This window comes from Paenibacillus bouchesdurhonensis (assembly GCF_900155685.1).
In the GTDB taxonomy this organism is placed as follows: Bacteria; Bacillota; Bacilli; order Paenibacillales; family Paenibacillaceae; genus Fontibacillus; species Fontibacillus bouchesdurhonensis.
Genome location: NZ_LT732548.1, coordinates 713179 through 727231 on the forward strand (window position 1 = coordinate 713179; position 14053 = coordinate 727231).

At 50.4% G+C, this 14053-nt stretch carries 10 protein-coding genes; all 10 read left to right on the forward strand.

The genetic code is table 11. The annotated features are described in order from the left end of the window. Positions 1-1066: N-acetyl-gamma-glutamyl-phosphate reductase (argC, locus tag CZ379_RS07640; protein WP_234404851.1), on the forward strand; the 1066-nt coding region annotated here is incomplete at its 5' end. A gap of 18 nt (positions 1067-1084) precedes the next feature. After that, positions 1085-2320 (forward strand): bifunctional glutamate N-acetyltransferase/amino-acid acetyltransferase ArgJ, encoded by a 1236-nt coding sequence (gene argJ / locus CZ379_RS07645; RefSeq protein WP_110931113.1) that lies wholly within the window; start codon positions 1085-1087, stop codon positions 2318-2320. 80 nt (positions 2321-2400) lie between these two features. Further along, the gene (gene argB, locus CZ379_RS07650) at positions 2401-3240 is read left to right on the forward strand and encodes an acetylglutamate kinase (RefSeq protein WP_110931114.1); all 840 of its coding nucleotides are present in this window, start codon (positions 2401-2403) and stop codon (positions 3238-3240) included. 79 nt (positions 3241-3319) lie between these two features. Further along, positions 3320-4555 (forward strand): acetylornithine transaminase, encoded by a 1236-nt coding sequence (locus tag CZ379_RS07655; protein ID WP_110931115.1) that lies wholly within the window; start codon positions 3320-3322, stop codon positions 4553-4555. 1 nt (position 4556) lies between these two features. Next, entirely contained in the window at positions 4557-5516 is a 960-nt protein-coding gene (gene argF, locus CZ379_RS07660; RefSeq protein ID WP_110931116.1) for an ornithine carbamoyltransferase, read from the forward strand. Between the two features lie 35 nt (positions 5517-5551). After that, complete coding sequence (locus tag CZ379_RS07665; RefSeq protein WP_110931117.1) at positions 5552-6787, forward strand: argininosuccinate synthase; 1236 nt, start codon at positions 5552-5554, stop codon at positions 6785-6787. An 835-nt stretch (positions 6788-7622) separates the two neighbouring features. Continuing rightward, complete coding sequence (argH, locus tag CZ379_RS07670) at positions 7623-9038, forward strand: argininosuccinate lyase (protein ID WP_110931118.1); 1416 nt, start codon at positions 7623-7625, stop codon at positions 9036-9038. A 567-nt stretch (positions 9039-9605) separates the two neighbouring features. Next, the gene (locus CZ379_RS07675) at positions 9606-11603 is read left to right on the forward strand and encodes a methyl-accepting chemotaxis protein (RefSeq protein WP_110931119.1); all 1998 of its coding nucleotides are present in this window, start codon (positions 9606-9608) and stop codon (positions 11601-11603) included. A gap of 581 nt (positions 11604-12184) precedes the next feature. Then, entirely contained in the window at positions 12185-13141 is a 957-nt protein-coding gene (locus CZ379_RS07680; protein WP_110931120.1) for a carbohydrate ABC transporter permease, read from the forward strand. After that, on the forward strand, positions 13138-13983 hold the full coding sequence (locus tag CZ379_RS07685) for a carbohydrate ABC transporter permease (protein ID WP_110931121.1): 846 nt from the start codon (positions 13138-13140) through the stop codon (positions 13981-13983). The genes CZ379_RS07680 and CZ379_RS07685 overlap by 4 nt, the downstream gene beginning before the upstream one ends. Positions 13984-14053 lie beyond the last annotated feature (70 nt).

Below are 14053 nucleotides of genomic sequence, written 5' to 3' on the forward strand. Positions count from 1 at the left end.
CGGAAATTCGCAAGGACAGGCAAACAAAGTAAAAGTAGCTATCGTCGGTTCCACGGGGTATGGGGGCGTGGAGCTGATTCGTTTTTTATTGGGACATCCGCGGGTGGAGATCGTCTCCGTCATTTCGGCATCGAGTGCCGGTGTGCCAATTACGGATGGGTTTCCCCATTTAACGGACATCTTGGTGAGCGATTTGGACGGAGTCGATCCGGTCGAGATTGCTGAAAAATCCGATGTGGTATTTACTGCAACACCTTCCGGTGTAAGCAGTAAGCTTGTGCCACAATTGCTGGAAACGGGTGTTAAAGTCATTGACCTCTCCGGAGATTTCCGCATCAAGGACGGCTCCGTCTATGAGGCTTGGTACAAACACGATGCCCCGGATGAGCGGGTGCTGGAGCAAGCGGTATACGGACTATGCGAAATTAACGGCGACGATGCCAGCGGATCGGAATTCATTTCGAACCCGGGCTGTTACCCGACTGCGACGCTGCTTGGATTGATTCCGGCGCTAAGCGCGGGCTGGATCGATCCGGCATCGATTATTATCGATGCGAAGTCCGGGGTATCCGGTGCGGGCCGGGGCACGAATCTAATGACGCATTATGCAGAAATCAATGAGAATTTTAAAGCTTATAAAGTCAACAAGCATCAGCATATTCCGGAAATTGAGCAAAGCTTGACGCAAATTGCGGGAGAGCCGGTGACAGTAACCTTTACAACCCAATTGGTACCCATGACGCGAGGCATTATGTGCACGATGTATGCTCAGCTTAAAGGGGCTTATACCGATGAGGACTTAACTGAGCTGTATCGCCAGTATTATGAAGGCAGACCGTTCGTGCGGATTCGGGAGGCGGGCAAATGGCCAGCGACGAAGGAAGTGTTCGGTTCGAACTATTGCGATATCGGATTTGCGGCCGACCATCGCACGGGAAGATTAACGATCATATCTGTGATTGATAATGTTGTAAAAGGCGCGGCAGGTCAGGCCATTCAGAATTTGAATCTAATGATGGGTTGGGACGAGACGACGGGACTGAAGCTAAGTCCGATTTATCCGTAATAACGAGGGGAGAAGGTCATGGGAAAGGTTAGTAAGTTCACGGTAGTTACAGAGGGTACAGTTACAACGCCGCAGGGATTTCAAGCTGGAGGACTGCATTGCGGTCTGAAAAAAACAACGCGCAACGATCTCGGTGCGATCGTATGCGAAGTTCCTGCCGTAGCAGCGGCCGTATATACATTAAATGTGTTCCAGGCTGCGCCGCTTAAGGTGACGCGCGAAAGCATCGCCTCAAGCAGCCAGAGGCTGCGGGCGGTCATCGTGAACAGCGGCAACGCCAATGCTTGCACGGGCACACAGGGCGAGGAGGATGCCTATGCGATGCGCTCGGCTACAGCGGAAGCCTTCGGGCTGCGTCCGGAGGAAGTTGCCGTAGCATCGACAGGCGTGATCGGCGAGCTGCTGCCAATGGAGCGGGTGAACGCGGGAATTCAAGGCCTGCCGGCAGTATTAACGGCAGGAGCAGATGGTGCGGAGGAGTTCTGCCAAGCAATCCTGACCACCGATCTTGTGAAGAAGGAGGTCTGCGTAAAGCTGAACGTAAATGGTCGGGAAGTAAGCATCGCCGGAGCGGCTAAAGGCTCGGGCATGATTCATCCGAACATGGCCACGATGCTTGGCTTTGTAACGACCGACGCCGTCATTGAGCCCGAGGCATTGCAAGGCCTGCTCGGCATGACGACTGATGCAACCTTTAACATGATTACAGTAGACGGTGATACGAGCACTAACGATATGCTGCTGGCGATGTCGAGCGGGCTTGCGGGCAATGAGGCGCTGACGCCGGAGCATCCCGAGTGGGAGAGCTTTGCGGCAGGCTTCGGCTATGTGTGCGAGGTTCTCGCCAAGGCCATCGCTCGTGACGGGGAAGGAGCCTCCAGGCTCGTAGAGGTGAATGTGGAAGGGGCGGTCAGCGATCTGTCGGCGCGAGCCATAGCCAAGACGGTGATCGGCTCAAGCCTGGTGAAGTCCGCCGTATTCGGCGCCGATGCAAACTGGGGGAGAATTATCGCAGCGGTGGGCCGTGCGGGCGAGCCGGTGAACCCGGAAACGGTGGATATTTCACTGGGCAGCATTCCCGTGCTGACGGGCTCTCGCCCGATCCCCTTTGATGAGGAAGAGGCACTGATTTACCTGCAGGGCGACACGGTGGTTATCCATGTCCATCTGCATAATGGTGAAGGCCGGGCCACGGCTTGGGGCTGTGATTTGACCTACGACTATGTACGAATTAACGCAGCTTACCGTACCTAATTGTTTTTTTATTCAAGGACGTAAGGTGCAGATGCAATCATATTTTAATCCATGAGATTCGAAAGAGGGGTTTTGGAGTGATGAGAACAGCGTTGGATAACAGCAAGAATACAGGCGATCAGCTTAAGGCAAACGGTACGTTTGTCATGAAGTGTGGAGGCAGTACGCTCGCAGAGCTTCCGGATTCCTTTTTCGAGGATCTGGTGAAGCTGCAGGAGAACGGGGTGAAGCCGATTATCGTTCACGGGGGCGGGCCAGCGATTTCCGACAATCTTAGCAAGCTGGGCATTGAAACTAAATTTGTGAATGGTCTTCGGTATACGTCCGAGGAAGTACTGGATGTTGTGGAGATGGTACTTGCCGGAAGCATCAATAAGGGTATCGTACGGCGGATCGGGCAGTCCGGGGGCAAGGCTCTCGGCTTATCCGGCATAGACGGCCAACTGATTACGGCACAGCCCGTGGCGGCCAGCGCGGAGGTCGGTCTTGTCGGTGATGTCACCAAGGTTGATGGCACGCTAATTGAAGGCGTAGTGAAGCTTGGATTTATGCCGATCATTGCGCCCCTTGGCGTAGATGCGGATGGTCAACGCTATAATATCAATGCGGACACGGCGGCGGGAGCGGTAGCATCAGAGCTCGGAGTAGAGCGGATGATCGTGGTGACCGACGTGCCGGGGATTCTAAAAACTGTGAATGGTGAAAAAAGAGTGCTTCCTACGGTAACGGTTCAGGAAATCGAGGACATGATTCAGACGGGCGAAATCTACGGCGGCATGATCCCGAAGGTTCGCGCAGCCATTGCCTGCATACACGGTAAAGTGCAGGAGGTCATCATCGTGGACGGCAGCGAGCCGGGGATTTTGAGCCGTGTGCTGTCCGGTGAAGAAATCGGTACAAAAATTGTACGGATGCAGTAGCCTGCTATTTTAGACTGCGTTATATTAAATAGAGCGAAAGAATAGAGATGTTTATCCAAACGATAGGAGTTGACAAGCAATGGCACAAAGTGATCTTAGGGAAGCAAAAGCATCCAAGGCCGCGGACAAAGGAGCAAAAAGCGCGCTTTTTCCCAGCTACGCCCGCTATCCAATCAGTCTCGTCAAAGGACATGGCAGCTGGCTTTGGGATGATCAAGGGAATCGTTATCTCGACTTTATGAGCGGGCTGGCGGTCACGAACCTGGGGCATGCCCCAGAGAAGGTTACTGCTAAGGTAAAAGCGCAGCTGGATGAGCTGTGGCACGTATCGAATCTGTTCCAGATTCCAGGGCAGGAGCAGGCTGCGCAGCTGCTCACGGAGGTCACCTGTGCCGATGTCGTATTTTTCTGCAACAGCGGGGCGGAGGCGAATGAAGCTGCGATTAAGCTGGCGCGCCGTTACCACCAGAAGGTCAAAGGAACGGATCGTTATGAAGTGATTACCTTCGAGCAGTCCTTCCATGGGCGAACGCTGGCCACGCTGACGGCTACGGGCCAACAGAAGGTCAAGGAGGGCTTCCTGCCTCTGCCGGAAGGCTTCAAGACAGTGCCATTGCATGATATGCAGGCCCTTAAGGCAGCCATTGGACCGAATACCGCTGCGGTTATGCTGGAAATGATCCAAGCCGAGGGCGGCGTCTATCCGGTAGAGCCAGACTTCGTTCAAGAGCTGGTTGCACTCTGCAAGAAAGAGGGTCTTCTCTTGATCGTGGACGAGGTGCAGACGGGCATGGGGCGTACCGGCAAATGGTTTGCACATGAGCATTACGGCATGGAGCCGGATATTTTTACCTCGGCGAAGGGCATTGCGAGCGGACTTTCCGTCGGGGCGATGCTGGCGAAGGAATACTTACGTGAAGCGTTCACGCCAGGCAGCCATGCGACGACGTTCGGCGGCAACCCGGTAGCGGCGGCAGCTGTCGTAGCTACGATCGAGACGATGCTGGAGGACAGCATTCCGCAGCGTGCGGACGAGATGGGCAAATATTTGCACGAACGTCTCCAGGAGGCATTCCAGAATGAGCCATTCGTGAAGGCGATCCGTGGCAAAGGTCTGCTGATCGGCATCGAATGCGCCGAGCCGGTGGGGGATTTGGTCATCGAGGGCCAGAAGAATAAATTGCTGTTCGTGACGGCAGGGCCGAATGTCATCCGCCTGCTGCCCAATTTGAACGTGAGCCGGGAGGAGATCGATCAAGCCGTTGATACGCTGGCTGCGATTATTTCTGCCCATACATCCAAGGAGGAAGCGTAATATGAGTCAATCCCATGGAACGAAGCAAACCTTTAATCTGAGCGGTCGCGATTTCATTGAGCTCAGTGATTATACGACGGAAGAAATACAATATTTGATTGACTTGGCGGTGGAGATCAAGACGAAGCACAAGAAGGGGGAAGTTTATCATCCGTTAAAAGGAAAAACCGTCGGTCTTATTTTTGAAAAGTCCTCGACGCGGACACGGGTATCCTTCGAGGTGGGAACCTACCAGCTTGGCGGGCATGCGCTGTTTCTGAGCAAAAATGACATCCAGCTCGGCCGCGGCGAGACGATTGCCGATACGGCCGCGGTCATGTCGAGATACTTGGACGGTATTATGATTCGTACCTTCGGTCATGAGAATGTTGTGGATTTGGCGCGCTATTCGACGGTTCCGGTTATCAATGGGCTGAGCGATCAGGCGCATCCTTGCCAGGTGCTCGCTGATTTGCAGACCATTTATGAATATAAGGGAGCTTTAAAAGGTTTGAAGCTGGCTTATATCGGCGACGGTAACAATATGGCGCATTCCCTCATGATCGGCTGCGCAAAGCTTGGGGTGCATATTTCTGTAGCCAGCCCGGAAGGCTATGAGCCGGATGCGAAAATAACAGCCGAGGCTCAGCAGATCGCCAAGGAGACTGGAGCGGTTATTGAGGTTGTGCGCGATCCGAAGGCAGCGGTAGCGCAGGCTGACGTCATTTATACGGACGTTTGGGCGAGCATGGGCTTTGAGGAGGAGCAGAAGGCGCGCGAGGCGGCTTTTGCAGATTATCAGGTCAATGAAGAGCTTGTGCAGCATGCCAAGCCGGATTACTTATTTATGCACTGCTTGCCGGCCCATCGCGGAGAGGAAGTGAGCGAAGGGGTTATCGACGGCAAGAACTCGATTATTTTTGACCAGGCGGAGAACCGTCTTCATGCTCAAAAGGCTCTGATGGCGGCTTTGATCGGATAGGTCGTGACATACAATTTTTAGGAGGATCATTCATTATGGCAAAAAATAAAATCGTATTAGCCTACTCTGGCGGCTTGGATACATCGATTATTCTTAAATGGCTGAAAGAAACCTATGATGCTGAAATCATCGCCTTTACGGCAGATATCGGCCAAAAAGAAGAGCTGGACGGACTGGAAGAAAAAGCATTGGCAACCGGGGCTTCCAAAGTTTATATTGACGATCTGCGCGAGGAATTCGCCAAGGATTTCATTTACCCGATGTTCCAGGCCGGCGCTATGTATGAAGGACAATATTTGCTGGGCACAAGCATTGCTCGTCCACTGATCGCAAAGCGCATGGTTGAAATCGCGCGTGCGGAAGGAGCGATGGCAATTGCCCACGGCGCTACGGGCAAAGGGAATGACCAGGTCAGATTCGAGCTGGCAGCTGCAGGCCTGGCTCCGGAAATTGACGTAATCGCGCCATGGCGCTTAAGTGAGTTCCGCGACCGCTTCCCAGGCCGGGCTGAAATGATCGCTTATGCGGAAGAGAACGGCATTCCGGTAACGGCATCTGCCGCGAAGTCCTATTCGATGGATCGCAATCTGCTGCATATCAGCTATGAGAGCGGCGTTCTTGAGGATCCTTGGTTTGACGCCAGCGCTGCCGAGAGCAAGGATATGTATTTGCTCAGCGTGGATCCAGAGGATGCGCCGGATCAGCCGGAATATTTGGAGCTGGAATTCGAGCAAGGCAACTGCGTTGGCTTGAATGGACAGCGTCTTGATCCGCTCGGCGTGATGGATAAGCTGAACGAGCTGGGCGGCAAGCACGGCATTGGCCGGGTGGATATGGTGGAGAACCGCTTTGTCGGCATGAAGAGCCGCGGCGTATATGAGACACCAGGAGGTACGATTCTGTTCACAGCACATCGCAAAATGGAATCCCTTACGATGGATCGCGAAGTGATGAATCTGCGCGACAGCTTGATTACCCGCTATAGCACGCTCGTGTATAACGGCTTCTGGTTCGCTCCAGAACGTCTTGCTCTGCAGGCGCTTGTTACGGAAAGCCAGAAGAACGTGACCGGAACGGTTCGTGTGAAGCTGTATAAGGGCAATATTATCGCTGCGGGTGTCAAAAGCCCAGTCAGCCTTTATAATCCGGATATTGCTACGATGGAAGCCGATCCAACAGAAGCCTACGATCAAGGAGATGCAACGGGCTTTATCCGTTTGAACGCGCTGCGCCTGAAAGTAAGCTCCGGCGTGGAGCAAAGCGGCAAGTAAGAAGCAGCTGTAAGAAGCAGCTCTCTGGACAGATCGAGCAATTTTCCGAACAGACGGAGCGATACTCCAAATAGACAGAGCGAAACTCCGAATAGCTGGAGTGATTCTCCGAATAGCCGGAGCGACACTCCGAACAATGGAGCAGGTTATTGAAAGACTAATGCATCCGAAGTGAAGGCTTGTGGTGGCCTTTGTGACTGTTTTTCTGCCTCTTATAAATTTATGGGCCTCTACTATCCAAGAAGTTTGGGGAGTAAAAGTGGAACAGTGGTCGTAGGAACAAATTTACGCCGTCTTACTTGTCCCGAATCCATTGTAATAAATGGATTTATAGTAGTTAGTCTTTACGGTAAAGAGGGGAAAGTAGTTTTAAGTGGATTTCATGTCGTTAAAAGTAGGGAAACAGCTAATCATGGGATGGATTCTTGATTTAAGGGCATAGAATCCATCTGATTCCCTGAAGTATTCCTTAAGAGCGTAATTAGATACGTGAAATCCACTTAATGTATATCATTTTAGTATACGGCTGCTTAGTGTTCGGCTTTCTAGAGCATGGCAGTTGGTGTACAACACAGCTCAGTGGATGTCATCTAATGTTGAATAAAATATCTGGTTTATGACCGCTATGATCTTAGTGTGTAACATCTTGGTTTAAGACAGTTATATATACCTTAGTTGTTCAACCGCATAGCGTGCAAAAGTTTAGTGTGGACCATCTTAGTTGTCCAGTAACATAGTGAGACAGCCTAGTATATACAGAGGATCTTAGTTTTGAAAATTTGGGCGGAGTATATTCGAAACAGATCAGGTTTGATACAGATAAGGAGTGAATCAGGTGAGCAAGCTGTGGGGAGGCCGCTTTACGAAGCAGACCAACAAACTAGTTGAACAATATACTGCATCCATCGGGTTTGACAAGGCGCTGGCCGAGGAGGATGTGCAGGGAAGTCTGGCACATGTGACGATGCTGGCCAAATGTGGAATTGTACCTGAAGAGGATGCCGAGAAGATTAAGGAAGGACTGCAATCCGTGCTGCAAAAAATCCGCCGCGGAGAGCTGGAGTATTCCGTCTCGGATGAGGATATTCACATGAATATCGAGAAAAATCTGATCGAGGAGATCGGCCCGGTCGGCGGCAAGCTGCACACAGGCCGCAGCCGCAACGATCAGGTGGCGACGGATATGCATCTATATTTGCGCAAACGGGTCGTGGAATTTGTAGGCCTGCTGCACGATTTGCAGGAAGCCCTGATTGGACAAGCCAAAGCCAACCTGGACACCATTGTACCGGGCTATACCCACTTGCAGCGGGCTCAACCGATTCTGTTCGCTCACCATTTGCTGGCTTATGTCTCCATGTTCGGGCGGGATATTGAACGCCTGCAGGACAGTTACAAACGCATTAACGTTCTGCCGCTTGGCGCGGGAGCCCTTGCGGGAACGACCTTCCCGATTGATCGCCATTTCGTAGCTGAGCAGCTTCAGTTCGACAGCGTCTACGAGAACAGTTTAGATGCGGTCAGCGATCGTGATTTCATCCTGGAGTTTCTGGCGGACGCATCGATCTTAATGATGCATTTGTCTCGCTTGAGTGAGGAACTGGTCATGTGGAGCAGCACCGAGTTCCGCTTCGTCGAGCTGGACGACGCATTCTGTACGGGCAGCAGCATTATGCCGCAGAAGAAGAACCCGGACGTGCCGGAGCTTGTACGCGGTAAGACGGGCCGCGTTTATGGCAATTTGATGGGGCTCCTGACCGTCCTGAAATGTTTGCCGCTAGCTTACAATAAGGACATGCAGGAAGATAAGGAAGGAATGTTTGATACCGTAGCTACGCTGCAGGGAGCCCTGCAATTGTTCGCTCCGATGATTGCCACGATGAAAGTGAACAAAGAGCAAATGCGCGAAGCCGTGAACAAGGACTTCTCCAATGCGACGGACATCGCCGATTTCTTGGCGAACAAGGGCCTGCCATTCCGTCAGGCACATGAAGTCATCGGCAAGACGGTGCTGTATTGTATCCAGCACAATAAATACTTGCTCGATCTGTCTTTGGAGGAATTCAAGCAGTTCTCGCCGCTGTTCGACGACAGCATCTATGAGGTGCTCCAGCCTGAAACGGTCGTTAACGCCCGCAACGTTTACGGTGGTACGGCAACAGGTCAAGTAACAGCTGCGATCCGTCGGGCTGAGGAGAAGCTGCAGGCGACCGGACAATGGGTTCAAGAATATTTGGAAAAAAGCAAATAGATTTATTGCACATCTTGCGCTAATGTGCTGTAGCAGTTGATGCTTTAATCACTAAAGCGCTTAGTTTTTTAAAAGCACGAGCAGATTTTGTCCATGGGACAGAATCTGCTTTTTTTATATCGCGAACTAAGGTACTTGGTTTGGTACTGGTGCCCATGTGGCTTGTTGCTGGGCATGATGCTCGGTATGGCATACAGATACAAGATTTGGTATGATGCCCGGTGCTTCGGTATGGTAATCAGGTGCGCCACTGGGTATGGCGCTAGACTCAGTATATTGCCTGGCATGGTGTTGGGATTCGGCAATCATAAAAATATACGCTAACTGTATTTGAAGGCTTGTTGATTTTATAAATTGGATAAAGGGGGCCGCCCACAAAGAAAATAAATGAAAATACAGTAAAACATCATTTTTTTCTGAATATTTTCATAAAAAGTATAAAAAAATATCGTTTTTTGTCGAATATAGATATATAGAATCATTGACTTAGTTGAATTGAAGTTAAAAGTCTAGTCACTGAGAGCTAGTAATATGCTATACATTTGAAGATTTCGAAGGGAGAACAAGATGAAAAAAACATGGTCAAAAATAAGACAATTAGTTGAGTTCAATTCGCTGCGCAATCGCCTTTTGCTTGTGTTTGCAATTATGTTGATTATACCTAATCTCCTAATTATGGTAACCAGTCTGACGAGCGCGAAGCATGAAATGGAAGAGAAAATCGGAAATTCAGCCAAGACTAGTGTTGAACTAATGAACGAAGCGCTGAACGCTTCCATAGAAGCGCAAATTCAAAACGTTGAGCAATTGGTCGTGCAGATGAATTCCAAGCAAATCGATGAAAGATCGCCAGAGGTGCAGGCGATGCTGGAGCTGTTCATGGAGAAGCATCCAGGGCTTGAACTGCTTACCGTGGGCAACGATAACAAAGCTTTTCTGAAGGCGCCAGACCCAGGTCCGCATGAATATGATCCTACCGAAAGAGATTGGTATAAGTCTGCGCTTGCCGATCCGACCAACACGGTCATTATTGATCCTTTTCAATCAAGCACTACGGGGCATCATAATCTGTATATCAGCCGGGCGCTTCCGGATGGGCAGGGAGCCATGACGGTGTCTTTTAATATGGAGAATATCAATGAATTCACTCGGAATGTAGAGATTGGTAATGAAGGGTATGTATACATATTCGACCGCAGCAGCAAGATTACTTACCATCCGCAGTACGAGCCCGGCGAAGATGCCGTAGGGGAGCACATTCCGTTAATTCAGGCGATGGATTCTGGCTTTATCGATTATAAAAGCGAGTTGACGGGCAAGCCACAGCGTGCTTATGTTCTGACGAACGAGGTCACGGGTCTTAAAATCGTCGGGGTTCTGGAAATGGGTGAATTCGACAAAGCGATTATTCCAATTGTCAGGACTTCCGTTATTGTACTTAGTATTGCACTCATCGTCTCTGGTATCGTGTTATTTTTGATCATTCGCAGCGTAACTCGTCCGATCGAGCAACTGAACCGCTCTGCGAAGCGGGTAGGAGAGGGTTATCTGAATGAGGAAGTCCAGATCAAGCGGAAGGACGAAGTTGGACAATTAGCCGCTAACTATAATGAGATGGTGGCCTCCATACGGGAAATGGTCATGGATGTCGCTGAAGTTTCCAGCCAGCTTGCCGCATCCAGCGAAGAGCTGACGGCGGGTACCGAGCAGAATGCAAAATCGGTTGAGCATGTTGTCGATCTGGTTCAGGAATCCTCCGAGGGAGCCGAAAGACAGGCCGCCGTTTCGCTCGAAAGTGCCAATACGATGGGGGAAATGTCTGAGGGCATTTATAAAATTGCCGAAGCATCGGGGGCGATTGTCGAATCATCTTCGAAGACCGTAGAGGATGTTCGTTATGGAAGTGAAAAGGTGGAGCAGGTCAGCCTGCAAATGGAGGAAATCCGCCGATCGACAGAGCAGTCAGCCGAGCTGATGCATCGGATGAACGAGTTGAGCGCTCATATTGCCGGTATGAGTACCGCAATTTCCGATATCGCTGTCCAGACGAACTTGCTCGCGCTTAATGCAGCTATAGAAGCGGCGCGTGCTGGTGAAGAAGGGCGCGGCTTCTCTGTCGTAGCGGGAGAAGTACGGAAATTGGCTGAGCAATCCAGAGGGACGGCGGAGAAAATCAGCGAGGACGTCGTGCAAATGACCAGCTTAACAGAGAAAGTATACGAGGTTATGAACGGAGAGGTCGCCGCCAATGTAGAGCGTGGTATCACCGTAACCACGGAAGCGCAGAATGCCTTCCAGCAAATCCAGAGTTCCACGCAGCATATTACGGAGCAAATTCATGACGTATCTGCGATTACGCAGCAAATGTCCGCAAGCGCAGAGGAAATTGCCAACTCTGTAAAGCATATTTCGGAAACCTCGCAGCAAAGCTTGGATTCCTTCCAAAGCGTTACGGCCGCCACACAGGAGCAATTGGCTTCGATGGAGGAAATCTCGTCCGCCGCCGATGGGCTTGCCCGAATGGCCGCAGATATGCAAACTAAAATCGAGCACTTCAAAGTTTAATTTGGCAGCGAGGATACACAAAAAAACTGGATTTGTTGTATCTAAAATCCACGCTCTATCGCTGAATATACCGTTAGTTGGATTCCTTGCAGTTAAAATGAGCTTTAAAGGGGAGAAGGCTAAAAAGCGAGGCTTTAGATACACGAAGTACAGCTATTTAGCGTCACTGTCGTGATGGAACTAACATAAACACAAGAAATCCAGCTAAATCCGATATGGCATTGCGCGCGCACTGCTCTCTGTGCACATGATGTGTTGTTCAGGATTCGGGGCATGCTTGGATGGCTGCCGATCACATTAGAATTAATTCGTGTGCCAATGTGCAGGGCACCAACCGTCCCAATCTGCCCAATGTGAAAAGCACTAACGTATTTCCGCCAATATGCTAATTTTGAGCAGTTCAATACAAATTCGTCATATCCAAAAAACCGTCCGGAGAAATTTCAAATTGCCGGACGGTTTTTTAAAATTCACCGCGCCTCAGATATTCTGAAAATATTGAATGATTTTGAGCAATTGTCTCCTGTAGCTCCCGGGGACTCTCCATCTATACTAAAAGTACAGAAAAGGAGAGTGAACTCATGGAACGAACAACACCTTTAGCTTCCGGGACACCACCCGTGCGTAAAAAATCATTTCTCAAGCGTTGGGACTCTCCCATTGCAGGTTATTTATTCATTTCCCCGTGGCTGATCGGATTTTTGGCGCTAACGGCCTATCCGATGCTGTTGTCCCTATATTATTCCTTCACCAACTATACTCTAATGAAGCCGATCGAATGGGTCGGCATGGAAAACTACAATCGTATTTTCACGGCGGACGAGAAATTCGCTCAATCGCTCAAAATCACGTTTTATTACGTGCTGGCCTCGGTACCGTTGAAGCTCATTGCTGCGCTTCTTGTGGCCATGCTGCTGAATAAGGCGGTGCGCGGGATTTCGGTCTATCGTACAGCCATTTACTTTCCGTCCTTAATTGGGGCGAGTATTGCGGTTTCCCTGCTATGGAAAAATATCTTTGGCGTAGACGGCTTCTTCAACAAAGTCCTTGGCATATTCGGAATTCCAGGCACAGGCTGGGTGACGAACCCGGATACGGCGCTCTGGTCGCTGATCGTGCTGTCGGTATGGCAGTTCGGCTCTTCGATGGTTATTTTCCTTGCTGGCCTGAAGCAGATTCCGACAGATCTTTACGAGGCTTCGGCGGTAGACGGCGCGGGCAAGCTGAGACAATTTTTCAAAATTACGCTGCCGATGCTGTCGCCCACGTTGTATTTCAACCTCATTATGGGGGTTATCAACTCCTTCCAGGTGTTCACGCCTGCATACGTGATTACCGGGGGAGGGCCAATGAACTCCACTTATGTGTATGCGCTTTACTTGTATGAGCGGGCATTCAGCCGCTATCAGTTAGGCTATTCCTCCTCGCTTGCTTGGATTATGCTGCTGCTGATCGTTGCTGCTGCCGTTGCCATTAATCTTACGTCCAAGTACTGGGTATTCTACGAATCTGAGAGTCAAGGAGGGAAAAGAAAATGACCAAGTCGAAATGGAAGGGCCTGACCCGCCACGCGATGCTTACTGTATTCAGCTTGATTATGGTCTATCCGGTCATTTGGTGGATCGGCGCTTCTTTGAAAAGTAATCAGGAGCTGAGCTCGCCGTCGCTTTTCCCAACCGTGCCTCAGTGGTCCAATTATGTTAAAGGCTGGCATTCGGTTCCAGGATTTACGTTTACCGATTTTTATGTAAACACCTTTTATCTCATTATCGCGGTCATCATTGTGACGGTCATTTCCAGTACGCTGGTTGCTTTCGGGTTCGCTAGGCTTGACTTTCCGCTGCGTGGCTTCTGGTTCTCGCTGCTCATGCTCACGCTGATGCTCCCGGGACAGGTGCTTATCATTCCGCAGTATGCGATGTTCCACCAATTCGGTTGGGTCAATACGTATTTGCCGTTTATCGTGCCCCATGCTTTGGCCGGGGGAGCGGGGGGAACCTTCTTCGTCTTCCTGCTCATTCAGTTCATTCGGGGTATTCCGCGGGAGCTGGATGAATCGGCAAAAATCGACGGCTGCAGCTGGTTCGGAATTTATTGGAGAATCATCATGCCGTTGATGAAGCCGTCGATCGTTACCGTCATTATTTTCTGCTTCTTATGGAACTGGGACGATTTCCTCGGGCACTTGCTATACATTAACTCTGTCGATAAATACACGGTAGGATTGGCACTCCGGATGATCAACGACGCTCAGGGAGGCGCGGAATGGGGACAACTGCTGGCGATGTCGCTCGTATCCATTCTACCGGCAACCTTGCTGTTTACCTTCGCTCAGAAGTACTTTGTCGAGGGCGTAGCCACAACGGGAATTAAAGGGTAGCCAGTTAGGAACATAATATATTAAAATTAAGAAAACATTGAGGCAGGTGCAGCTTCAATGTTTTTTTAGT

Bases quoted from the DNA above. Each gene is read 5' to 3' on its own strand.
- argJ (WP_110931113.1), top strand. From the start codon at position 1,085: ATGGGAAAGGTTAGTAAGTTCACGGTAGTTACAGAGGGTACAGTTACA.
- argB (WP_110931114.1), top strand. From the start codon at position 2,401: ATGAGAACAGCGTTGGATAACAGCAAGAATACAGGCGATCAGCTTAAG.
- CZ379_RS07655 (WP_110931115.1), top strand. From the start codon at position 3,320: ATGGCACAAAGTGATCTTAGGGAAGCAAAAGCATCCAAGGCCGCGGAC.
- argF (WP_110931116.1), top strand. From the start codon at position 4,557: ATGAGTCAATCCCATGGAACGAAGCAAACCTTTAATCTGAGCGGTCGC.
- CZ379_RS07665 (WP_110931117.1), top strand. From the start codon at position 5,552: ATGGCAAAAAATAAAATCGTATTAGCCTACTCTGGCGGCTTGGATACA.
- CZ379_RS07675 (WP_110931119.1), top strand. From the start codon at position 9,606: ATGAAAAAAACATGGTCAAAAATAAGACAATTAGTTGAGTTCAATTCG.
- CZ379_RS07680 (WP_110931120.1), top strand. From the start codon at position 12,185: ATGGAACGAACAACACCTTTAGCTTCCGGGACACCACCCGTGCGTAAA.
- CZ379_RS07685 (WP_110931121.1), top strand. From the start codon at position 13,138: ATGACCAAGTCGAAATGGAAGGGCCTGACCCGCCACGCGATGCTTACT.